The organism is Streptomyces sp. 2A115, from assembly GCF_052245575.1.
Lineage (GTDB): Bacteria > Actinomycetota > Actinomycetes > Streptomycetales > Streptomycetaceae > Streptomyces.
Window position 1 is genome coordinate 1 of record NZ_JBQQCG010000071.1, and the last position, 19,472, is coordinate 19,472.

General features: G+C 70.8%; 19 protein-coding genes and 1 pseudogene. 16 read left to right on the forward strand and 4 right to left on the reverse strand.

Going from position 1 to position 19,472, the window contains the following annotated elements:
* The 6 genes and pseudogenes from ACTWQR_RS41315 to ACTWQR_RS41340 all read left to right on the forward strand — a co-directional run.
* The coding region (locus ACTWQR_RS41315; protein ID WP_443232407.1) for a 3-hydroxyacyl-CoA dehydrogenase family protein at positions 1-692 on the forward strand (692 nt) is incomplete at its 5' end.
* A complete protein-coding gene (locus ACTWQR_RS41320) occupies positions 683-1,528 on the forward strand; it encodes an enoyl-CoA hydratase/isomerase family protein (RefSeq protein WP_443232408.1) in 846 nt (281 codons plus the stop codon). The genes ACTWQR_RS41315 and ACTWQR_RS41320, both read left to right, overlap by 10 nt.
* A gap of 117 nt (positions 1,529-1,645) precedes the next feature.
* Positions 1,646-2,635 carry a 1,2-phenylacetyl-CoA epoxidase subunit PaaA gene (gene paaA, locus ACTWQR_RS41325; RefSeq protein ID WP_443232409.1) on the forward strand — a complete coding sequence of 330 codons (990 nt, stop codon included), beginning with the start codon at positions 1,646-1,648 and terminating at the stop codon, positions 2,633-2,635.
* On the forward strand, positions 2,632-2,958 hold the full coding sequence (paaB, locus tag ACTWQR_RS41330; RefSeq protein ID WP_443232410.1) for a 1,2-phenylacetyl-CoA epoxidase subunit PaaB: 327 nt from the start codon (positions 2,632-2,634) through the stop codon (positions 2,956-2,958). Before paaA ends, paaB begins: the two co-directional genes overlap by 4 nt.
* A 9-nt stretch (positions 2,959-2,967) precedes the next feature.
* Positions 2,968-3,834 carry a 1,2-phenylacetyl-CoA epoxidase subunit PaaC gene (gene paaC / locus ACTWQR_RS41335; RefSeq protein ID WP_443232411.1) on the forward strand — a complete coding sequence of 289 codons (867 nt, stop codon included), beginning with the start codon at positions 2,968-2,970 and terminating at the stop codon, positions 3,832-3,834.
* Positions 3,828-4,178 (forward strand): annotated as a pseudogene (locus ACTWQR_RS41340) (1,2-phenylacetyl-CoA epoxidase subunit PaaD); the annotation flags it as partial. The gene paaC and the pseudogene ACTWQR_RS41340, both read left to right, overlap by 7 nt.
* Before the next feature lie 40 nt (positions 4,179-4,218).
* Here ACTWQR_RS41340 and ACTWQR_RS41345 read toward each other — a convergent pair.
* Entirely contained in the window at positions 4,219-5,118 is a 900-nt protein-coding gene (locus ACTWQR_RS41345) for a LysR family transcriptional regulator (protein WP_443232412.1), read from the reverse strand.
* Between the two features lie 103 nt (positions 5,119-5,221).
* Here ACTWQR_RS41345 and ACTWQR_RS41350 point away from each other — a divergent pair, with 103 nt between their 5' ends.
* Positions 5,222-6,100 (forward strand): PhzF family phenazine biosynthesis isomerase, encoded by an 879-nt coding sequence (locus ACTWQR_RS41350; protein ID WP_443232413.1) that lies wholly within the window; start codon positions 5,222-5,224, stop codon positions 6,098-6,100.
* A gap of 117 nt (positions 6,101-6,217) precedes the next feature.
* Here ACTWQR_RS41350 and ACTWQR_RS41355 read toward each other — a convergent pair whose 3' ends face one another.
* On the reverse strand, positions 6,218-7,654 hold the full coding sequence (locus ACTWQR_RS41355) for an NAD(P)/FAD-dependent oxidoreductase (RefSeq protein ID WP_443232414.1): 1,437 nt from the start codon (positions 7,652-7,654) through the stop codon (positions 6,218-6,220).
* 2 nt (positions 7,655-7,656) lie between these two features.
* A complete protein-coding gene (locus ACTWQR_RS41360; RefSeq protein ID WP_443232415.1) occupies positions 7,657-8,400 on the reverse strand; it encodes a hypothetical protein in 744 nt (247 codons plus the stop codon).
* 611 nt (positions 8,401-9,011) lie between these two features.
* Between ACTWQR_RS41360 and pqqA the strand changes: the two genes are divergently transcribed.
* The 8 genes from pqqA to ACTWQR_RS41400 all read left to right on the forward strand — a co-directional run bounded on the left by pqqA (position 9,012) and on the right by ACTWQR_RS41400 (position 17,323).
* Positions 9,012-9,143, forward strand: coding sequence for a pyrroloquinoline quinone precursor peptide PqqA (gene pqqA / locus ACTWQR_RS41365; RefSeq protein WP_443232457.1), 132 nt, complete (start codon positions 9,012-9,014; stop codon positions 9,141-9,143).
* Positions 9,144-9,153: 10 nt separating this feature from the next.
* Entirely contained in the window at positions 9,154-10,044 is an 891-nt protein-coding gene (gene pqqB, locus ACTWQR_RS41370; protein WP_443232416.1) for a pyrroloquinoline quinone biosynthesis protein PqqB, read from the forward strand.
* Positions 10,041-10,769, forward strand: coding sequence for a pyrroloquinoline-quinone synthase PqqC (gene pqqC / locus ACTWQR_RS41375; protein WP_443232417.1), 729 nt, complete (start codon positions 10,041-10,043; stop codon positions 10,767-10,769). The genes pqqB and pqqC overlap by 4 nt, the downstream gene beginning before the upstream one ends.
* Positions 10,766-11,098 (forward strand): pyrroloquinoline quinone biosynthesis peptide chaperone PqqD, encoded by a 333-nt coding sequence (pqqD, locus tag ACTWQR_RS41380; protein ID WP_443232418.1) that lies wholly within the window; start codon positions 10,766-10,768, stop codon positions 11,096-11,098. The genes pqqC and pqqD overlap by 4 nt, the downstream gene beginning before the upstream one ends.
* Positions 11,095-12,243, forward strand: coding sequence for a pyrroloquinoline quinone biosynthesis protein PqqE (pqqE, locus tag ACTWQR_RS41385; RefSeq protein ID WP_443232419.1), 1,149 nt, complete (start codon positions 11,095-11,097; stop codon positions 12,241-12,243). Before pqqD ends, pqqE begins: the two co-directional genes overlap by 4 nt.
* Positions 12,234-13,364, forward strand: a complete 1,131-nt coding sequence (locus tag ACTWQR_RS41390) for a PQQ-dependent sugar dehydrogenase (RefSeq protein ID WP_443232420.1) — start codon at positions 12,234-12,236, stop codon at positions 13,362-13,364. The genes pqqE and ACTWQR_RS41390 overlap by 10 nt, the downstream gene beginning before the upstream one ends.
* 122 nt (positions 13,365-13,486) lie before the next feature.
* Entirely contained in the window at positions 13,487-14,710 is a 1,224-nt protein-coding gene (locus tag ACTWQR_RS41395; protein ID WP_443232421.1) for a 4-hydroxybenzoate 3-monooxygenase, read from the forward strand.
* A 234-nt stretch (positions 14,711-14,944) separates the two neighbouring features.
* Complete coding sequence (locus ACTWQR_RS41400) at positions 14,945-17,323, forward strand: SpoIIE family protein phosphatase (RefSeq protein ID WP_443232422.1); 2,379 nt, start codon at positions 14,945-14,947, stop codon at positions 17,321-17,323.
* A gap of 35 nt (positions 17,324-17,358) precedes the next feature.
* Here the strand turns inward: ACTWQR_RS41400 and ACTWQR_RS41405 are convergent, their stop codons facing one another.
* Positions 17,359-18,369, reverse strand: a complete 1,011-nt coding sequence (locus tag ACTWQR_RS41405) for an RNA polymerase sigma factor (protein WP_443232423.1) — start codon at positions 18,367-18,369, stop codon at positions 17,359-17,361.
* A gap of 216 nt (positions 18,370-18,585) precedes the next feature.
* Between ACTWQR_RS41405 and ACTWQR_RS41410 the strand changes: the two genes are divergently transcribed.
* Positions 18,586-18,984, forward strand: a complete 399-nt coding sequence (locus tag ACTWQR_RS41410; RefSeq protein ID WP_443232424.1) for a hypothetical protein — start codon at positions 18,586-18,588, stop codon at positions 18,982-18,984.
* Positions 18,985-19,472 lie beyond the last annotated feature (488 nt).

Sequence of the window (19,472 nt, forward strand, 5' to 3'; positions counted from 1 at the left end):
AGCGCGGGGGGCCCGGCGGCACGCCGCAGCCCGGTGGCGTACCGGATCGGGTCACCACCGTGACCTCGATCGCCGAACTGCCCCACGACGCCGATCTGGTCGTCGAGGCGGTACCGGAGAACGTCGCGCTCAAGGCCCGGCTGCTCGCCGCCGCCGAACAGGCCGTGGGGGAGCGGTGCGTGCTCGCCACCAACACCAGCTCCCTGCCGGTCACCGAACTCGCGGCGGCCCTGAAACACCCCGGACGCTTCCTGGGCATGCACTTCTTCAACCCCGTGCCGGTCTCCGCGCTTGTCGAACTGGTCCTCGCTCCCGACACCACCGGGCAGACCCTCACAGCGGCGGTCGGCTGGACGCACGCCCTCGGCAAACAGGAGGTCGTGGTCCAGGACTCGCCAGGGTTCGCCAGCAGCCGCCTCGGCCTCGCCCTCGGCCTGGAGGCGATCCGCATGGTCGAGGAGGGCGTCGCCGACCCGGAGGCCATCGACACCGCCATGCGTCTGGGCTACCGGCACCCGATGGGACCGCTGCGCCTCACCGACGTGGTGGGTCTCGACGTGCGGCTGGCCATCGCCGAACACCTGCACGCGACGCTCGGGGAGCGGTTCGCGCCGCCCGACCTGCTGAGGGAGAAGGTCGCCCGCGGCGAGCTGGGCCGCAAGACCGGTCAGGGGTTCTTTCCGTGGCAGTGACCGACGGGGTGACCACCGAGACCGAGGCAGGCCGGTACGCCGCCCCGTACGGAGTGGCGTACGACGTCACCGACGCCGTGGCCGTCATCGAACTGCGCGGACCCGCGAGCGGCAACACCCTCGACACGCACATGCGCAGCGCACTCCTCATGGCGGCACGGCGCCTGACCACCGACACCGCACGCGGGGTGCGAGCGGCCCTGATCACCGCCCGCGGCAAGCACTTCTGCGTCGGCCAGGACCTCAGGGAGCACGCCCGGTTGCTGAAGACCGCGCCCGACACGGCCTTCGTGAACATCCCCAACGACTACAACCCGCTGGTCAAGGAGCTGCACGCGCTGCCGGTCCCGCTCGTCGTGGCCGTAGAGGGGGCCTGCGTCGGGGCCGGACTCGGCATCGCCCTCTGCGCCGACGTACGGGTCGCCGCCGCGGGCGCTCGCTTCGCGACCGCCTTCACCGGCATCGGCCTGACCTCCGATTCCGGCGTCGCCCGCGCCCTCGCCCGCCAGCTCGGCCCCTCACGGACCGCGGGACTCATGCTCCTGGGCGACCAGTTCTCCGCGCGGGACGCCGAGCACTGGGGCCTGGTCCACCGCGTCGTACCGGACGGCTCGGCCACGGCCGAAGGACTCACCCTCGCCCGCTCTCTGGCCGACGGACCCACCGCCGCCTACCGGGAGACCAAGGCACTGCTGCGGTCCGCGGCCATCACGCCCCTGCCGGCGGCGCTGGAGCGCGAGGCCGTGATCCAGCGGCGGCTCGGCGCCACCGGCGACCACCACGAGGCCGTCGCGGCCTTCCTCGAACGCCGTAGCCCCACCTTCCGCGGCCACTGACGCACTCATCCACCGACGCACTCATCCACCGACGCACTCATCCACCCACGCACTCATCCACCCACCCACTCATCCACCCACCCACTCATCCACCGAATACGACGGGACACGGACACCATGAACACACCCGCCGCCACGGCCGGAACCGGCGCACCCCCGGAGCCCGCGAGCCCCGAGTCCGCCTTCGAGGACACCATTGCCCGCGACCAGCGGGTCGAGCCCCGGGACTGGATGCCGGACGGCTACCGCAGGACGCTCATCCGGCAGATCGCCCAGCACGCGCACTCGGAGATCATCGGCATGCAGCCGGAAGGCGAGTGGATCACACGTGCGCCGTCGCTGCGCCGGAAGGCGATCCTCTTCGCGAAGGTGCAGGACGAGGCCGGGCACGGGCTGTATCTGTACTCGGCGGCCGAGACGCTGGGCGCGGACCGCTCGGACATGACCGAGCGGTTGATCGACGGCCGGCAGAAGTACTCGTCGATCTTCAACTACCCGACCCGTACCTTCGCCGACGTCGGGGTGATCGGCTGGTTCGTCGACGGGGCCGCGATCTGCAACCAGGTGCCGCTGTGCAGGAGTTCGTACGGGCCGTACGGACGCGCCATGGTGCGCGTCTGCAAGGAGGAGTCCTTCCACCAGCGGCAGGGATACGAACTGCTGCTGACCATGATGCGTGGCACCGACGAACAGCGGGCCATGGTGCAGGACGCCGTGAACCGCTGGTGGTGGCCGTCGCTGATGATGTTCGGCCCGCCCGACGACGACTCGCCCAACTCGGCCCGGTCCATGGCCTGGAAGATCAAGCGGCACACCAACGACGAGCTGCGGCAGCGGTTCGTGGACATGACCGTTCCGCAGGCCGAGAAGCTGGGTGTCACCCTGCCCGACACGGAGCTGCGCTGGAACGAGGAGCGTGGGCACCACGATTTCGGCACCCCCGACTGGGAGGAGCTGAAACGGGTGATCTCCGGCAACGGGCCGTGCAACGCCGAACGCATCGCGCGACGCCGGGCCGCGCACGAGGAGGGCGCCTGGGTACGCGAGGCGGCCACCGCGCACGCCGCCAAGCAGGCGGCCCGCGTGCGGGAAGGGGCGGCGGCATGAGCGGCACCGGCGGAGTTCCCGCGGAAATCGAGGGCCGTACGCAGGCGACGTGGCCCCTGTACGAGGTGTTCGTCCGCAGCAAGCGCGGCCTCAACCACGTCCACGTCGGCTCCCTGCGCGCGGCCGACGACCACATGGCACTCACCCACGCCCGGGACCTGTACACCCGGCGCAACGAGGGCGTCAGCATCTGGGCCGTGCGCTCCGACAGCATCGCCGCCTCCACTCCCGACGAGAAGGACCCCTTCTTCGCGCCCAGCGCCGACAAGGTCTACCGCCACCCCACCTTCTACGACATCCCCGACGACGTCCCCCACATCTAGGAGCAGCGCATGAGCGACGAGGACCTGTACGTCGACCACGACAACGCGCGGTGGGCGTTCGGCACCGGGTTCACCGACCCGCTGCACGGCGTGGACCAGGAGGTACCGGACGGCATCGACGTCGGCGGTCTGGCCGCCTGCTGTCTGGCGCTGGGCGACGACGCCATGGTGTCCGCCCAGCGGCTGGCCGAATGGTGCACCCGCGCGCCCGAGCTGGAGGAGGAGCTGGCGCTGGCCAACATCGGCCTGGACCTGCTCGGACAGGCGCGTCTGCTGTACGCCAGGACCGGCCGGGCCGACGGCACGGGGCGCGGCGAGGACGCGTACGCCTACTTCCGCGGCCCGGTGGACTTCCGCAACGTACGGCTCGCCGAACTGCCGGGCGGCGACTTCGCGTTCACCATCGCCCGGCTGCTGGTGCTGTCCACCTGGCGGCTCGCCCTGTTCGAGGAACTGACCGCCGCGCCCGACCCCGTGCTGGCCGGCATCGCCGCGAAGAGCGTCAAGGAGCTGGCCTATCACCGCCATTACGCCGCCGGGTGGACCGTACGCCTCGGCGACGGGACCGAGGAGTCCCGCGCCCGCCTGGAATCCGCCCTGCGCGGCATCGCCCCGTGGCTGAACGAGCTGCTGGCCGACCGGGCCGCGGAACACCTCGGCGCGGCCCCCGCCGCTGTCGCCGACCGGACCCTGCTGTGGCTCACCGACGTGTTCGTGACGGCGGGACTCGTCCCGGCCGAGGTCCTGCCGCTCGGTCCCGCGTCCATGTCCTCCGTCCCGGGCTCCGGCCGGGGCGGAGACCACACCGAGCACTTGGCGCCCCTCCTCGCCGAACTGCAGAGCGTTGCCCGCGCACACCCGGACGCGGCATGGTGACCGGGGCGAACCCCGCCGAGCGGCACAGGGAACAGGCAGAACGTGCCCGGCACATCGCCTCCCGGGTCCCCGGCCCCGGACCGCCGATGCTGACGCTCTCCGACGTCGGAGTGCTCAGCGGCATCGAGGTGGAACCGGACGGAACCCTGATCGCGCGGCTCACCCCGACCTGCTCGGGCTGCCCCGCCATGGCGGAGATGCGGGCCGAGGTCGCCACCCGGCTGCGCGCCGCCGGCTTTCCAGCCGTCCGGGTCGTCACGGTGCTGGACCCGCCCTGGACCACGGACCGGATCACCGGGACTTCGCCCGATGGCGGCGTGTCACTGGCGCACCGTCCGGCGCCAGTGGTCACCGGATCTTCCTGCACGCGGAAGCATCCGCACCTCAGGCAGCGGCGAAGTGCTGCTTGAGTTCCTCGGTGACGGCGCGTACGGCCGGCGAAAGCCAGCGCCTGCTCAGACGCACCAGATGAACCGGCACATCCGGGATGCGGGGCCCAGCCACCTCTGCCAGGCGCCCTTCGCGTAGAGCGCTCTTGACGGTGACACGCGGCATCACGGTCAGGCCCAGTCCGGCCGCCACACAGGAGCGGGCGGCCTCGATGCTGCCGAACCTGGTCAGCCGTGGCCGTACACCGGGCACTGCGAGCAGCTCCCGGGCGAGGTGGTCGCTGTAGGAGCAGCCCTGTTCGTGCAGGAAGAAGTGCTCCTGGGCCAGTTCCTTCCAGCCGGCCGGAGCACTGTCCTGTCCGGTCAGCGGGTGGTCGTGGGCGGCGACGAGGACCAGGGGTTCGGCGGCGATGCGTTCGGCGGTGAGGTCGGTGTAGTCGGCATGCTCCTCCAGCAGCAGCACGAGATCCAGTCGCCCGGAGCGCAGCCCGTCGACGGCCTCGGCGGTGCCCGTGGGATGGAGGTGGATGTCGATCCCGGGGTGGGAGCGGAGCAGCGCGGCGACAACTCCGGGCAGCCGGGCCGAGCAGAGCGTCTCGCCGGCACCGACCACCACCCGTCCGGAGACCGGCCCGCCCCCGCTTCCGGCGGCGGTGGCGCGCAGCCGCGCCTCCGCGTCCAGTACGGCTTCCGCGTCGGTGATCAGATGCCGCCCGGCGTCGGTGAGCTTCGCGCCGCGAGGGAGCCGGTCGAAGAGCCGTGCTCCCAGGTCCTTCTCCAGCGTCCGGATGTGCACGGTGACGGTGGACTGCGCGAGATGCAGTTCGGCGGCGGTGGCGGTGAAGTTCCCGGTGCGGGCGAGCGTGGTGAAGGTACGCAGCAGCCGGGTGTCCATGGCCCGACCCTATCCGGCCGCAGGCTGAGCAATCGGGAATCCCGATGGCGTTCTTCCGAAATCATCAATTCTCCGCATGGGTGCCACGTGAGAGCGTAGGCGCATGAGCCTTGGAAGCAGCCTGGACGTTCTGCGTTACTCCGCTTTCACCCCGGAAACCCCCTCCCCGGAAGGCGGCAACCCGGCCGGCATCGTCCTGGACGCTGCCGCGCTCGACGACGCGGGGATGCTCGCCGTCGCCGCCGACGTCGGATACTCCGAGACGGCGTTCGTCACCGTCCGCGACGATGCCCGGGGCCGGTTCCGGGTGCGCTACTTCAGCCCGCTCGCCGAGGTCCCGTTCTGCGGGCACGCCACCGTGGCCACCGCGGTGGCGCTCGCCGAGCGGATCGGGCCCGGTGCCTTCGTCTTCGACACACCCGCGGGGGAGATCCCGGTGGCGACGTCCGCCGATGCCGACGGGACGGTGCGGGCCACGCTCACCAGCGTGCCCACGCGCACCCGCCCGGCCACCCCGGACGAGCTGGACGCGGCGCTCGCCGCACTGGGTTGGGGGAGGGGCGACCTGGACCCGCAACTGCCGCCGCACGTCGCCTTCGGCGGTGTGGAGCACCTCGTCCTGGCCGCCGCCGCACGTGGCCGGTTGGCGGATCTCGCCTACGACTTCGACGCTCTCGCCGAGGTGATGCGGCGGCATGGCTGGACGACGCTTCAATTGGTGTGGCGCGAGGCCGCCGACCGGTTCCACGTCCGGGACCCGTTCCCGGTCGGCGGTGTGGTGGAGGACCCGGCAACAGGCGCGGCCGCGGCGGCCTTCGGCGGCTACCTGCGGGCCCTGGGCCTGGTGCGGGAGCCGACGAAGGTCATACTGCGGCAGGGCGAGGACATGGGCCGCCCCAGCGAGCTGGTGGTCGACATCGACCCGGCGGATGCCCGGGTACAGGTCACCGGGCGGGCGCGGGCCATGAGCGGTCAGCGATGAGGGGTGGCGGGCCGGGCCGGCGGTGATGTGGCCGGGGAGGTGGCGCAGGGGCGGGGACCGTGCGGCGGGCTGCCGGTGACCGGTCCGCCCCGGTGAGGGCGCGGGGACGCGGGGACATCACCGCACATGGGGCCACCCAGGCCGGCTACGGCGGTGGTGGTACCCGGGAGCCTTCTCGGCGTCCGCTCGGTCCGGCCGCGCGGAGCCGGTGGCCAGCGGCGGCCGGGGTACCGGGGCGGGCAGGCCGAGGAGGCGTCCCCGGGCGGCGGCGGCGAGCAGCGCCGGGTGGAACAGGTCTGCCGGCGAGCCGACGAGGTGGTAGACCCGGTCCAGGGCGCGCTGGGCCCGCACGTTGCCGTGTGCGGCGAGCCGGTCCACCTCTCCCGACCAGCGGCCGAACAGGGCGTCGACGCCGGGTGCCGGGTCGTCGCCGATGTGGCGCAGGTCCTCGCCGGTCGCGATGGCCCAGGGGAGGTCCGCGGCCCGGTGCAGGCGGCGCATCAGCCGCCGCTCCCATCCGGGCCGGACGCCCGCCGCCAGCGTCTGCCGCAGGAGCAGTGCCTGGGTCGCGGCGACGGTGATGCCCTGGCCGTAGACCGGGTTGAAGGCACACAGTGCGTCACCCACGACGAGGAGTCCGTCCGGCCAGTGCGCCGGACGGTCGTAGCTGCGACGCACGTTGTGGGTGCGGCGGTGGACGGTGATGTCGCCGAGTGGGCGTGCGCCGCGGGTGAAGTCGGCCAGCGCCGGGTCCCGCAGCCCGGCCAGGAAGGCGTCGAAACCGGCCGGGTCGCCCGGCGGCCGATGGTCTCCGGCGCCCACGGCCGCCACCAGCCAGCGCCCGCCCTCGACGGGCAGTGCTACTCCGCCGGCCGGTGCACCCGGAACCGGCAGCATGACGATGCCCGCCACCCGGCCGAGGTGATCGGGGGGCGCGGCGTAGACCCGTCCCGCGTAGCCGAATCCGGCGTCGACGGTGGTGGTGGGCGGCTCCTCGACTCCCAACTGCGCCAGCCAGCCAGGCAGTCGGGAGCTGCGCCCGGAGGCGTCGACCACCAGACCGGCACTGACGGGCGGGGCGTCGAAGCATTCGACGAGCCAGCCGCCGCCGGTCGCGATGCCGGCACGGCTCAGACCGCGCACCCGCGCGCCGCCGCGCAGCTTCACCCCGGGCAACTGCGCCACCCTGCGTCGGACCACGTGCTCGACCAACGGACGGGTGGCGGAGACCAGTTCGAACGCGGGTGTGCCGAACGGCGCCCATCCGCGTTCGCCCAGCCACGCCAGGTCGCCGGTGTCCAGCGGCACCCCGCCGGCGGCGATCAACTGCCCGCGCAGCCCGGGAAGAAGCTCTTCGATCGCGCACAGCCCACGGTGCAGCAGCACATGCGGCTGACGTCCCTGCGGGACACCGCCTCGTGGCTCGGGCGTCCCCCGGCTCTGTTCCTGGTCCTGTTCGAGGACGGTGACCGGGCGGCCGTTCGCCCCGATCACCGCTGCCGTCAGCAGCCCGGCCATGCCCGCTCCGATGACGACGGTGTGCTCGCTGCTCATCGCTACACCAGCCGGAAAAGGAGTCGTCGCACTTGCTTCAGCCACGGCAGCGGTACAAAACGCCACAGCGGGGCACCGGCGGACAACGGTATGTGCCCGCGGAGTACGGCCCCGTAATCGAGTGACGCGGCGTGCGGAAAATATCCTGGCTTGCAGGAGACGATATCCTTGAATCCCTTGCCGTGGTAATAGCGCAGCTGTGGGTCCCGCGGGAGACCGTGGCGTTTTTCATGCATGTACACGTCTGTCGGCGTGTCCGGGTTGGCGCGTTTCCAAGTCCGCAGACCGGGCATCGGGGACCCGAGATAGATATCACGCCAACCGTGCTTGAGAGCGTGCGGCCAGAAGAACTCGAATATGGCGGTCACCGCGTCCGCGTCGACACTGCTCAGACTGATTCCGAAAAGGGAACGGGTGACTGCCGAAGCAGGCGACTCCACCCGGGCGCAGGCGGCCCAGGTGGCCGCCGAACGCAACTGTGCGGCCGTGATCGGTTTCATGAACAACGAGGCCAGAGCCGCTCCGCCCGCCGCCTCGAACGCCCCGATGCTCAGCCGTGGATACGCCTGGATGCGGGCGGCCAGCTCCGCGCGGCCGGCTGCCTGGTCGTGCTCCCACTTCGCCCGCTCCAGGGTGATGAGCGCCTCGACGTCGCCCGGCCGCAGAAAGCGGACCTCGACGGGACCTGTGACGGAATCCGATTCCTCTCCGACACGGCTCTGCGCCATTCGGTGCGGACTGGACATGGGTATCCTCTGTTCTCCTCGGAAACCGGCTCGACGTGCACCGGAATACTCCCGACCGACCGTCCGTTCGGGCAAGTCATCTGGTGTTCTCGATGGAAAGTGAACATCGGGTGTTCATCTCGGGTTCGTATTTGAAATCTCGTATTCATTCGAGGTGGGGTGGGCATGTGATCTCGGTTACCTTCTCCGGCCGCGCGGGAGTATTCGGGTATTCTGCCGAAAGCGTTCATGCCGACCCGGATCAGATATCCGCGGGGCCCCTCACCACCCGCGCAAAAGCGAGACGGAATTCCGCGAGCTTGTGCTGCTGCACCGCGCCGGCCGGCGCCCTCATGACGACCCGCCCCGGACCGCTGCCGCCGACTCGCCGGCGGACTCGGCACTACGAACGGGGCTGCCCCGCCAGGGCGCAGCCTCCTCGTCGTCTCCTGGCCTGATTTCGGTTCGCGTGATTGACCCGCGTTCGGTCAGCTGGGGATCCTGAAGCAGAAGACTGAACACGGAGCGCTCTTGCGAACGTCGTGTCCAGTCCGTCCAAGCGAACCAGTAATGATCTGTTCGATCCTGAACCCCCACGCAGGAAGGCAGGAACAGACGTGCAGGAGATGGAGATTCGGGAGATCCAGGAGACGCCCGACCAGTCGGTGGTCACCGTCACCGGGGACACGAGCTGGCAGTCACCCGAGTACGAGGTCGTCGAGACCGCGCTCGAAGTGACGGCGTACGCGCTGGCCACGCGGTAACCCCGCAGCCGTGCTGCTGCAGGTGCTCGGCACCGCGGCCGGCGGCGGACTGCCCCAGTGGAACTGCGCGTGTCCCGGCTGTGCCGGGGCACGCGTCCATCCGGAGCGGCGCCGCCGCCACGCGTCCCTCGCCGTACGGGCGGACGCCGGCCGCTGGTACATCGTCAACGCCACCCCCGACATCGGCGACCAGATCGAGGACACCCCCACGCTGCACCCCGGCCCCGGCGCCCGGCAGACCCCACTCGCGGGTGTCGTCCTCACCGACGCCGAACTCGACCACACCCTCGGCGTGGCCCGGCTGCGCGAGGCGGACGCCCTGGAGCTGGTCGCCACCGCCCCGGTGCGCGAGGCGCTGCTCACCGGCCCGCGCCTCGGAGCCGTACTGGGGCCGTACACGGAGCTGTGCTGGCGGGAACTGGACACGGCCCCGCTGCCGCTCGGGCCGGAACTCGAAGCCGTCGCCATGCCCATCGCCGCCAAACGCCCCCGATACGCGGCGGGAACGGGCGACGACGATCCGCGCTGGGTGGTCGCCCTGGTGCTCCGCGAACCGGCCACGGGAAGGTCCGTCCTCTACGGCCCCGCCCTCGCCGCCTGGCCGGACGCCCTGCACGACGCCGCCGAGGCCGCCGACTGCGTCATCGTCGACGGCACCTTCTGGGACGAGGACGAGCCCGTGCGCACCGGGATCTCCATCAGGACGGCCAGCGGCATGGGACATCTGCCGATCGACGGGCCCGCCGGCACCGCGCGCCGCCTGACCGGGCTGCGCGCCCGCTGCCTGTACACGCATCTCAACAACACCAACCCCCTGACCGACCCGGACGACGACCGGCACAAGCAGCTGGCCGACCTGGGACTCGAGGTCGCCGCCGACGGAATGGTCATCGAGCTGTGACGACGACAACCCCCGTGCTGGGCAACCCCATTGACGATCCGTGGAGCCCAGCCGAATTCGAGGAGCGGCTGCGCGCCGTCGCCGCCACCCGCTACCACGACCGCCACCCCTTCAACGTACGGATGCATGAAGGCGACCTGTCCCCGGCCGAACTGCGTCGCTGGATCACCAACCGCTTCCACTACCAGCGGCACATCCCCGTCAAGGACGCCCTGATCCTCGCCAAGTTCGAGGACCCCGCACTGCGCCGCATGTGGCTGCGCAGGATCGTCGACCACGACGGCGTACAGGAGGGGGAGGGCGGCATCGAGCGCTGGCTGCGGCTCGGCGAGGCGGCCGGACTCGACCGGAAGCTGCTGTGGTCGGCCGAGGACGTGCTGCCCGGGGTGCGGCTCGCGGTCGACGGCTACGTCAACTTCTGCCGGCTCAGGTCCCCGCTGGAGGCAGTCGCCGCGTCCCTCACCGAGTTGTCCGCTCCGGGGCTGATGCGCACTCGTATCGCCGCCTTCGAGCACCACTACCCGTGGATCGAGGCCGAGGGGCTCGTCTACTTCCGTACCCGCGTCGGACAGGGCGGCCGGGACAGCGCCGAGGCACTGGACCTGGTCAAGCGGTGGACGCGCAGCCGCGAGGAGCAGGAACGGGCCGTCGCCGCGCTCACCTTCAAGTGCGAGGTGCTGTGGTCGCTGCTCGATGCCGTGGACGGAGCGGGGGAGCGGCCATGAAACCCATGAGGGAGGCGCCCCCCGGCGGCCGCGCCTTGACCGCGAACGACGGCGAGGGGACCGTGACCGACGCCGGGGACTGGAACCCGGTGTTGAGCCGTTCCGTCATGCTCCGCCACGACCGGGTGCGCGACACCGACCTGCTGGTCATGCCGGAACGCGTGGTCGTGCTGCACGGCAGCGCGGGCGCTGTCCTGAGGCTCTGCGACGGCGAACACGCGGTCGGGGTGATCGTCGCGGAGCTGGCCGAGCGCTTTCCCTGCGCGCCCGTCGCCACCGAGGTGCCGGAGTTCCTGGGGCGGTTGCGTCAGAAGGGCTGGGTTCGATGACCGCGGCGCGTCCCGCCGAGAGCGCCGCGCCCGCCGGGCCCGTCGCCCCTCCCTGGGCACTGCTCGCGGAACTCACCCACGGCTGCCCGTTGCACTGCGCCTACTGCTCCAATCCCGTGGAACTGGTCCGCAGATCCGCCGAGCTCCGCACCGACGAGTGGGCCGACGTCATGCGCCAGGCGGGGGAGCTGGGCGTCGTCCAGACCCACATCTCCGGCGGTGAACCGCTGCTGAGGCGCGACCTGCCCGAGATCGTCGACGCCGCCGACTCGGCGGGCATCCACACCCAGCTCGTCACGAGCGGGGTGGGCCTGACCCGGGAGCGGCTGACCGCCCTCACCGACCGTGGGCTGCGCAGCGTACAACTGTCCGTGCAGCACGCCGAATCCGCCGCTTCCGACCGGATCGCCGGGCACCGCTCCTTCGCCGCCAAACGGAAGGCGGCGGCCCTGGTCCGGGAGGCGGGACTGCCGTTCGGCCTGAACGTCGTACTCCACCGGGAGAATCTGGACGCGCTCGCCGCCCTCATCGACCTGGGTCTGGAGTGGGGAGCCGAGCGGATCGAGCTGGCGAACACCCAGTTCTACGGCTGGGCGCTGGTCAACCGGGACCGGCTGCTGCCCGGCCGGGAACAGATCGACCGCGCGCGTGCCGTCGTAGAGGCCCGGCGGGAGCGGCTGGCCGGGCGCATGGACGTGGTGTGGGTGGTGCCCGACTACGTCGACGGGACCGCCAAGCCCTGCATGGGCGGCTGGGGCGCCGTCTCGCTGACCGTGGCCCCCGACGGCACGGTGCTGCCCTGCCCGGCCGCCGCCACACTGCCGGGGCTCGACGCCCCGAACATCAGGGACCGCTCCCTGGAGTGGGCCTGGCACCACTCGCCCGCGTTCCACCGTTACCGGGGCACCGACTGGATGGCCGACCCCTGCCGCTCCTGCCCCCAGCGGGAGACCGATCTCGGCGGCTGCCGCTGCCAGGCGTACGCGCTCACCGGTGACGCCGCCCGCACCGATCCCGTGTGCCGACTGGCCCCCGACCACGGTCTGGTACGGGCGCTCGTCGATGCCCCCGCTCCACGCCCCGGACTCCCGACGACCCCCCGTTCATTTCCCCCAACCCCCCACTTGGAGGACCGATGCGACTGACCAGCAAGCGCAGGACCCGTAGAACGCTGACGGCGGGCACGGCCCTGTCCACGGCCGGGCTGCTGCTCGCCGGCCTCACGGGACCCGGGTCCGCCCAGGCCGACACCGCGGCCCCTGCCGCGATCCCCGCCGCGGCCGACGGCGTACCGACATCCGTCACCACCCGCACCACCGGGCTGACCATCCCGTGGGGCGTCGACTGGCTGCCCGACGGCTCTCACACCCTGGTCACCGAGCGCGACGACTTCCGAGTCTGGAAGGTCGCCCCCGACGGCGCCAAGACCCAGGTGGGGACCGTCCCCGACAGCCAGACCACCAACGGCGAGGGCGGACTCATGGGCGTCGCCGTCGACCCCAAGTGGGCCACCAACCACTACGTGTACTTCATGCACACCGCCGCCGAAGGCAACCGGATCGCCCGCATGACGTACGACGGCACCTCGCTCAGCGGCTACAAGGTGATCCTCCAGGGCATCAGCAAGGCCCGGTACCACAACGGCGGACGGCTCGCCTTCGGCCCCGACGGCTATCTGTACGCCACGACCGGCGACGCCCAGAACACCGCCCTCGCCCAGGACCGGGACTCCCTCAACGGCAAGATCCTGCGCCTGACCACCTCCGGGGAGCCGGCCCCCGGCAACCCCTTCGGCAACCACGTCTACAGCCTCGGCCACCGCAATCCGCAGGGGTTGGCCTTCGACCGCAACGGGCGGCTGTGGGAGGCCGAGTTCGGCAACACCCGGTTCGACGAACTGAACCTGATCAAGCCCGGTGCCAACTACGGTTGGCCCACGTGCGAGGGCACCTGTTCGGTCGCCGGGATGACCAACCCGAAGAAGACCTGGACCACCGGCGAGGCCTCGCCCAGCGCCATCGCCATCGCCGACAACGTCGTCTACATGGCCGCGCTGCGCGGCGAGCGCCTCTGGCGCATCCCCATCGAGGGCGACACGGAGAACGTGGGCACGGCGGCGGCGTACTACGTCGGTACGTACGGACGGCTCCGTACGGTGGTCACAGTGCCCGGCCGCGAGCAGCTGTGGCTGACGACCACCAACGCCGACGCCAACGGAGGCCAGCCGGACGGTGCGGACCGCGTCCTCGAGGTAACCCTCGGCTAGCGGTGTTCTGTCACTCTTTCCAGGGTCGAGCGGACGAGATCACTCCCGCGTCCGCTCGACTCGCTTCAGCCCAACTGGGCTGAAGAGGAACCTTTTTGACGGATCGTCGCCATAATATTCGGATGACTGCCGCCTCCTCCCTTTCCTCCAGTGCGCCGGTGCGGCACGCCCGCGTCGTCATCGTGGGTGCGGGACCCGCCGGTCTCACCCTCGCCAACATCCTGCGCGCCGCTTCCGTCGACTGCGTGGTCCTGGAGACGGAGAGCAGAGAGTTCATCGAGCAGCGGCCGCGCGCGGGCTTCCTGGAGGAGTGGGCGGTACGCGCTCTGGAACGGCACGGGCTGGCCGACCGGCTGCTGGAAAATGCCGAGGTGCACGGTGAGTGCGAATTCCGATTCGCCGGTCAGCGCCGCAGGTTCCGGTACGGCGAAGTGTCGGGGCACCATCACTTCGCCTATCCGCAGCAGCTGTTGGTGACCGATCTCCTGCGCACGTACGCGGACCACAGGAGTGGCGACGTCCGCTTCGGCGTACGCGGCGTGGAACTCCACGCCATCGACACCGACCGGCCCGCGGTGTCCTATACGGATCCGGATACGGGCGAGCGCGTACGTATCGACTGCGAGATCATCGCGGGCTGCGACGGCGGGCGCGGCGTGACACGCGACTACCTACCGCCGGAACACGCCACCCTCGCCCGCCACGACTACGGCATCGGCTGGCTGGCGCTGCTCGCCGAGGCACCGCCGTCCTCCGACTGCGTCTTCTTCGGCCTCCATCCGCGCGGGTTCGCCGGCCACATGGCCCGGGGCCCGCGGGTCACCCGGTACTACCTCGAATGCCCGCCCGGCGACGACCCGGAGAACTGGCCGTACGAGCGCGTGTGGGCCGAGCTCCGCGCACGGCTGGCGGCGGACGGGGCCCGGCCGCTCAACGAGGGGCGGCTGATCGAGAAACGCGTGCTGGACATGCACAGCTACATCGTGGAGCCGATGGCGTACGGGCGGCTGTATCTGGCGGGCGATGCCGCCCACCTCGCCTCACCGATCGCCGCGAAGGGCATGAACCTCGCGATCCACGACGCCCTGCTGCTCGCCGACGCGCTTGTCGCGTACAGCGGCAAGGGCGACGACAGCGGTCTGCGCGGCTACTCGGCGGCCTGCCTGCGACGGGTGTGGCAGTACCAGGAGTTCTCGCAGTGGTTCTCGGAGCTGTTGCACGGGCCGTCGTCGGGCGACCCCTTCCAGGCGGGCGCCGCCGCTGCCCGGCTGCGGCGGATCCTCGGCTCACCCACCGCCGCGGCGGCCTTCGTCGAGTTGTACCTGGGTGTGAACGCCGATCACTGAGTGCTCGATCAAGGATCGGCGAGTGCGCCTCACTCGCCGTGAGACAGCGCGGTTGAGACAGCGCGGCGACGAAGGACCCCGGGTCGCGGACCCCGGGACGTGGTGCGGCTGCGAGGGCAACAATTCAGGAGCAACAGAGCGCACCGGTCACGTGGGTGTCTCTCGGCTGCCCGCGGATCGCTCGGGCCATCACTTGGCTTGTTACGGGTGTCCAATGGGACCATTCTTGTACGCATGGTGACATTGCCGCGCGATGAAGGGCGAGCGGCCACGGCCGGTGACGCCATGGCGGTGGTCGATGCGCAGGGCATTGTCACGGGCTGGAGCGAGGGAGCGCGACTGCTGACCGGGTACGCCGCGGAGGAGGTCACCGGACGGCCGGCGGCGGAGCTGGTGGACGGCGATCCGGCCGGGCCCTGGCAGGACCTGCGGGCGGGCCGCGACGTGGTCGTGGCCGTACGCCATCGCGACGGGCACCGCACGGCGCTGGCCCTCCGGGCGTGCCCGATGCAGGGGAAGCAGCCGTCGTACGTGATCACCGCGGGGCCGGACGAGCGGGAGCGGATGCTGGGTGACCTGGCGTTCCAGCAGGCATCCATGTCGATGTCCATCTTCGACACCGGGCAGCGCTATCTGCGGATGAACGAGGTGGGGTGCCAGGTCATGGGGCAGCCCTGGGAGGTGTTCCGGCACCGGTATTTCCCGGACACCGTGGAGGACGCCGAGCACAGCCGCGGTTTCCTCCGCCATCTGGAGATCGTGGTGGAGACCGGGAAGCCGGTCCGTTACGAGAGCTGGACCCGCTCGCCGTCCGGTCGGCGTATGCACGCCTGGAACATCGAGATGTGGCCGGTGCGGGACGACTCCGGAGAGCTGCTCGGCACCGCCCTCGCCGCGTTCGACAGCAGTGAGCAGCACTGGGCTCGTCAGCGCCTGGCCATGCTGAACGAGGCCGCCGGGACCATCGGCACGAAGCTGGACGTCGTGCACACCGCCCAGCAACTGGCCGAGCTGGTCGTTCCCCGGCTCGCGGATTTCGCCAGCGTGGACCTGCTGGACCGGGTGCTCGCGGGCGAGGAGCCCGTCGAGGGCATGGCGGACGCCGATCTGGAGCTGCGCCGGGTCGCGCACCACTCCCTCACCCCCGGAGTGCCGGAGGCCGCGATCGGCCTGGGCACGGTGGACGTGTATCCGCTGTCCTCGCCGCCCGCCCGTGCGCTGGCCTCGGGCGGCGTGGTGCTCAGCCGGACCGGCTCGCCGGACCTCGACGCATGGTTCTCGCACCACGACGCCCGGTCCGCCAAGCTGCGCGACGCGGAGGACCACAACCTCTCGCTGATGGCCGTGCCACTGGTCGCGCGCGGTACGACGCTGGGCGTGGCGGTCTTCGTACGGCTGCTGACCCCCGAGTCCCCCGACCCCTTCGACAGCGACGACGTGTCGCTGGCGCAGGAGCTGGCCAGCCGCGCGGCCGTCTGTGTGGACAACGCCCACCGCTACACCCGGGAGCGCACGACCGCGCTGGCCCTGGAGCGCAGCCTGCTGCCCCAGGTGATGGCGGGGCAGGCGGCGGTCGAATTCGCCTCCCGCTACCTTCCCGCGCTGTCGCAGGCGGGAGTGGGCGGCGACTGGTTCGACGTGATCCCGCTGTCCGGGACGAGGGTGGCGCTGGTCGTCGGGGACGTCGTCGGACACGGCATCCATGCCTCCGTCACCATGGGACGGCTCCGTACGGCCGTATGGACCCTGGCCGATGTCGACCTGCCGCCGGACGAGCTGCTCACCCACCTGGACGACCTGGTCGGACACCTGGGGGCCGACGAGAGCGCGACCGGGGAGATCGGCGCCACCTGCCTGTACGCGGTGTACGACCCGGTGTCCCGGCACTGCACCATCGCCTCGGCCGGACACCCGCCGCCCGTGGTCCTGTACCCGGACGGAACCGTCGAGGTCGTCGAGGTGTCCGCGGGACCGATGCTCGGTGTCGGCGGGCTTCCGTTCGAGGCCACCGAGCTGGACGTGCCCGAAGGCGCCGTGCTGGCCCTCTACACGGACGGCCTCGTGGAGGCCCGCGATCTCGACGTGGACGCGGGCACCGCGGCGCTGTGCACCGCCCTGGCGGCCCCGGCCGGGACCCTGGAAGACTCCTGCGACAACCTGCTCAAGGCCCTGCTCCCGGAGCGCCCCGCCGACGACGTGGCCCTGCTGCTGGCCCGTACCCGCGCCCTGGACACCGAGCAGGTGGCCGTCTGGGACCTGCCCGCCGATCCCGCGATGGTCGCCTCCGCCCGGCAGCACGCCACCGAGCAGCTGACCCGCTGGGGGCTCGACGAGGCCGCCTTCGTCACCGAACTCGTGGTGAGCGAACTGGTCACCAACGCCATTCGCTACGGCGGCTCCCCGATCCAGCTCAGGCTCATCCGCGACCGCGCGCTCATCTGCGAGGTCTCCGACGCCAGCAGCACCTCGCCCCATATGCGGCGGGCCCGCACCTTCGACGAGGGCGGCCGCGGCCTCCTGCTCGTCGCCCAGCTCACGGACCGCTGGGGCACCCGGCCGAGCGGCACCGGAAAGACCATCTGGGCCGAGCAGACACTGCCGCTGGTCCAGTGACGGGGCTGGGGACGGGGGACTGGGGCGAGCCCCGTTCAGTCGAGGCCGACGTAGTCGCGCAGTGCCTCTGAGCGGGACGGGTGGCGCAGCTTCGACATCGTCTTGGACTCGATCTGGCGGATGCGCTCGCGCGTGACTCCGTACACCTGGCCGATCTCCTCAAGCGTCTTCGCCTGGCCGTCGTGGAGCCCGTACCGCAGGGCGATGATGCCGGCCTCGCGCGCGGTCATGGTGGAGAGGACCGACTGGATGGTCTCCTTGAGCAGGCGGAACGTCACCATGTCGAAGGGGGAGACGGTCTCGCTGTCCTCGATCACGTCGCCGAGCTCGGTGCCGCCGTCCTCGCCCAGGGGCATGTGCAGCGAGACGGGCTCCTTGATGTACCCGTCGAGCTCGATGATCTTGGCGACGGGCAGTTCCATCTTCTCCGCCACCTCCTCCAGCGTGGGCTCGACGCCCAGTTCGTGGAGCAGTTCCCGACGCAGCCTGGCCACTCTGTTGATGATCTCGACCGCGTGGACCGGAATACGGATCGTCCGGCCCTGGTCGGCCAGGGCCCGGGTCACCGCCTGCCGGATCCACCAGGTGGCGTAGGTCGAGAACTTGAATCCCTTGACGTAGTCGAACTTCTCGACGGCCCGCATCAGGCCCGTGTTGCCCTCCTGGATCAGATCCAGAAAGGTGAGTCCCCGTCGCGTATAGCGCTTGGCGATGGAGACGACCAGGCGGAGGTTCGCCTCTATGAGATGGGATTTCGCCCGGTGCCCGTCCTCGGCGAGGATTTCCAGCTCACGCCGGAACAGCGAATCCAGCGCCGGTTCCTCCTTGAGCTTCTGCTCGGCGAACAGACCGGCCTCGATCCGCTTCGCGAGGTCCACCTCCTGCTCGGCGCTGAGGAGCCGGACGCGGCCGATCACCTTCAGGTAGTCCCGCACCGGATCGGCCGTGGCGCCGTCGGAGGTGAGCCGGGGTTCGGGGGCGTCGGTCTCGTCCTCCGGAGACAGCAGAAGCAACTCCTGCCCCGGCACTTGGATGTCCGTGTCCATCGTGCTCAACTTCTCTTCCCGTGCCTCTGCTCAGGAATGCCGAATTCTCGTAGTCCCCCCAAGGATTGCTCAATTACCGTACACCCGACGGGCCCTTGATCGGCCGCAACGTATTGCCGTAAATTTCAGGTGAGATGAATCACGCGCCATGCGCTGTTGATTTTCTCGGCGGATTATGAACCCATCTTCAATGGCGTTTTGTGGGCGACGGCATAAGTGACAGCAGCAAGGTCGATTCCCGTCGACGTCCCCGACGAGTTCAGCGCGTCGTACCGTGCCGACAACGCGTCCGGCCGCTCCTGGATCGCCGGACTGCCCGAACTGGCCGCGAGTTTCCTGGATCGCTGGGCCCTTCGGCCGGACGGGCCGACGGGGCACGGTGTGGCCTCACTCGGTCCGCCGGTGACCCGCGTGGACGGTACGCCCGCGCCGGAAGGCCTGCGGCGGCCGGCGGACATCGCCGCGGCGATGCTCGGCCAGGCACTCCACGCCCTACCGTGCCACCAGCCTCCGCTTTCGGCCTGGACGGCCTTGTCCTCAATCGCCGGACGGGCTGAAGACGCCGGCCCGGGCGGCGAAAATTTCAGCCCCTCTGGGGGCACCTCCCAGCGGTAGCTGGGGGAGTTTGAGGAGCGGGGGTCTGGGGGGCTGGCCCCCTGGCGGGGTCTGGGGGGCCGGCCCCCTGGCGGGGTCTGGGGCGGAGCCCCAGGGATGGGACGGGTAGGGGCGGCGGGGGCGACTTACTGACCCAGTACCCACCGAGACGCTCGGCCCGGACCGACAGCGGGCCGTCGGCTGTACACATGGCCGCAACTCCGTTGGCACCGCAGCGGCTTGACGCGTCGACGAACTCCATGGACACGCCCCCCGAACAGCCGTTCCGACGCGACAGCAGCCCACCCACCCCTCACCCGAGACCCAGCGAAAGTTTCGAATAGCGCTGCTCACGTGACGGAAACATTGACCCCGTAGCAACCGGTTCCTACATTGAGCGCGCTTCAACAAGGCGCGAAGGAGCAGGGATTTCTCCAGTTTCTCCGCGTCGAAAATTATCGAAATACCGAACATGCAGGACGACGCGCCGGACGCGTAAACAGAGGGGT

What these genes read in the sequence shown, in the direction of transcription:
- paaA (WP_443232409.1), top strand. Translation starts at nt 1,646, where the DNA reads ATGAACACACCCGCCGCCACGGCCGGAACCGGCGCACCCCCGGAGCCC.
- paaB (WP_443232410.1), top strand. Translation starts at nt 2,632, where the DNA reads ATGAGCGGCACCGGCGGAGTTCCCGCGGAAATCGAGGGCCGTACGCAG.
- paaC (WP_443232411.1), top strand. Translation starts at nt 2,968, where the DNA reads ATGAGCGACGAGGACCTGTACGTCGACCACGACAACGCGCGGTGGGCG.
- ACTWQR_RS41345 (WP_443232412.1), bottom strand. Translation starts at nt 5,118, where the DNA reads ATGGACACCCGGCTGCTGCGTACCTTCACCACGCTCGCCCGCACCGGG.
- ACTWQR_RS41350 (WP_443232413.1), top strand. Translation starts at nt 5,222, where the DNA reads ATGAGCCTTGGAAGCAGCCTGGACGTTCTGCGTTACTCCGCTTTCACC.
- ACTWQR_RS41355 (WP_443232414.1), bottom strand. Translation starts at nt 7,654, where the DNA reads ATGAGCAGCGAGCACACCGTCGTCATCGGAGCGGGCATGGCCGGGCTG.
- ACTWQR_RS41360 (WP_443232415.1), bottom strand. Translation starts at nt 8,400, where the DNA reads ATGTCCAGTCCGCACCGAATGGCGCAGAGCCGTGTCGGAGAGGAATCG.
- pqqD (WP_443232418.1), top strand. Translation starts at nt 10,766, where the DNA reads ATGAAACCCATGAGGGAGGCGCCCCCCGGCGGCCGCGCCTTGACCGCG.
- pqqE (WP_443232419.1), top strand. Translation starts at nt 11,095, where the DNA reads ATGACCGCGGCGCGTCCCGCCGAGAGCGCCGCGCCCGCCGGGCCCGTC.
- ACTWQR_RS41390 (WP_443232420.1), top strand. Translation starts at nt 12,234, where the DNA reads ATGCGACTGACCAGCAAGCGCAGGACCCGTAGAACGCTGACGGCGGGC.
- ACTWQR_RS41395 (WP_443232421.1), top strand. Translation starts at nt 13,487, where the DNA reads ATGACTGCCGCCTCCTCCCTTTCCTCCAGTGCGCCGGTGCGGCACGCC.
- ACTWQR_RS41400 (WP_443232422.1), top strand. Translation starts at nt 14,945, where the DNA reads ATGGTGACATTGCCGCGCGATGAAGGGCGAGCGGCCACGGCCGGTGAC.
- ACTWQR_RS41405 (WP_443232423.1), bottom strand. Translation starts at nt 18,369, where the DNA reads ATGGACACGGACATCCAAGTGCCGGGGCAGGAGTTGCTTCTGCTGTCT.